Source organism: Streptomyces sparsus, from assembly GCF_054776295.1.
Map to the genome: position 1 here is coordinate 1 of NZ_BAAHCA010001338.1, position 988 is coordinate 988.

Sequence of the window (988 nt, forward strand, 5' to 3'; positions counted from 1 at the left end):
CGCCCAGGGCGAGGCCCTGCGGGCCGCGTGGCGGCGGGCCACCGAGGTGACGGCGGCGGCGTGGGCGACGGGTGACGCCACCCGGGCGCTGGCCAACGCGTCGGCCTATCTCGAGGCGGTCGGCCACGTGGTGCTGGCCTGGCTCTGGTTGGACGTGGCACTGGCGGCCGACCCGGAGGGCGACGGCTTCCACCAGGGCAAGCGCCAGGCGTGCCGCTACTTCTTCCGCTACGAACTGCCTAGAACGGAGGCGCAGTTCGCGCTGGTGGCGGCGCTGGACAGCACGGTCCTGGACACCGACCCCGACTGGCTGTGACCACCGGCCGGGCGGGGGCCGCCCCGCCCGGCGGCAGCCCCCGACGACCCCCTCCCGTCGCGGGTGAGCCGTCCACCTACCCCGGCGAACCGGCCGGGGGCGCCGCCGAGCCGGTGAGCAGCACCGCCAGGGCGGTGCGCCGGACCAGTTCGTCGGTGGCCGCACCGGCCGTCCCGGCCACCCCCGAACGCAGCAGGGCCGTCCCCTCCATCAGCGCGATGAACACCTCGGCCCGCGACCTGCGTTCGGCCTCACCCAGCTCGCCCAGGTGCAGGGCGAGCTGGGTGACGAGGCGGTCGGCGTACTCGCGGTAGAAGTCGCGCACGACCGCGGCGACCGTCTCGTCACGTGCCGCGAGCGCCCACAGCTCCACGAACAGGCGTACCGCGGCGGGGTCCTCCTGCTCGGCGAGCAGCAGGTCGACGAGGCGGTCGAGAGGCGCGGGCGCGCTGCCGTCCAGGCCTGGCACCGTCTCGGCGAGCCGGTCGAGCGAGCGGCGCAGCACCCGGGCCAGCAGGTGCGCGACCAGGTCGTCTCGGGCGGGGAAGTAGTACTGGAGGTGCCCCAGCCGGACGCCGGCCTCCTGCGCGACCGCCCGCAGGGTCAGAGCGGCGTGGCCGCTGTCGGACAGCACGCGTTCGGCGGCGTCGAGCAGGGCGGCGCGGCGCGCCG

2 protein-coding genes are annotated in these 988 nt (G+C 76.4%); one reads left to right on the forward strand and one right to left on the reverse strand.

The features are described 5' to 3' along the window. A partial coding sequence (locus ACYVE9_RS28295; RefSeq protein WP_461030736.1) for an acyl-CoA dehydrogenase C-terminal domain-containing protein occupies positions 1-316 on the forward strand: 316 nt, incomplete at its 5' end. A 76-nt stretch (positions 317-392) separates the two neighbouring features. Here the strand turns inward: ACYVE9_RS28295 and ACYVE9_RS28300 are convergent. Then, the coding region (locus ACYVE9_RS28300) for a TetR/AcrR family transcriptional regulator (protein WP_461030737.1) at positions 393-988 on the reverse strand (596 nt) is incomplete at its 5' end.